Source organism: Streptomyces sp. A18, from assembly GCF_059026065.1.
On sequence record NZ_JBWLKL010000167.1, the window covers coordinates 1 to 347 of the forward strand.

Sequence of the window (347 nt, forward strand, 5' to 3'; positions counted from 1 at the left end):
ACCGGCGCCTCACCATTACGCCCGAACATCGCCTGCAGCAGATCGGCCTGCTCGGTCTTGGTCGGCAACCCCGTCGAAGGCCCACCCCGCTGAATGTCCACCACCAGCAGCGGCAGCTCCAGCGACACCGCAAGGCCGATCGTCTCCGACTTCAGCGCCACACCGGGCCCCGAGGTCGTCGTCACCGCCAGCGAACCACCGAACGCCGCCCCCAGCGCCGCACCGATCCCCGCGATCTCATCCTCCGCCTGGAACGTGCGCACACCGAAGTTCTTGTGCTTCGACAGCTCGTGCAGGATGTCGGAGGCCGGAGTGATCGGATACGAACCCAGATACAACGGCAGATC

General features: G+C 66.3%; 1 pseudogene. It reads right to left on the reverse strand.

The features are described from left to right. Positions 1-347, reverse strand: a pseudogene (locus tag AC5P1C_RS43995) (2-oxoacid:acceptor oxidoreductase subunit alpha); the annotation flags it as partial.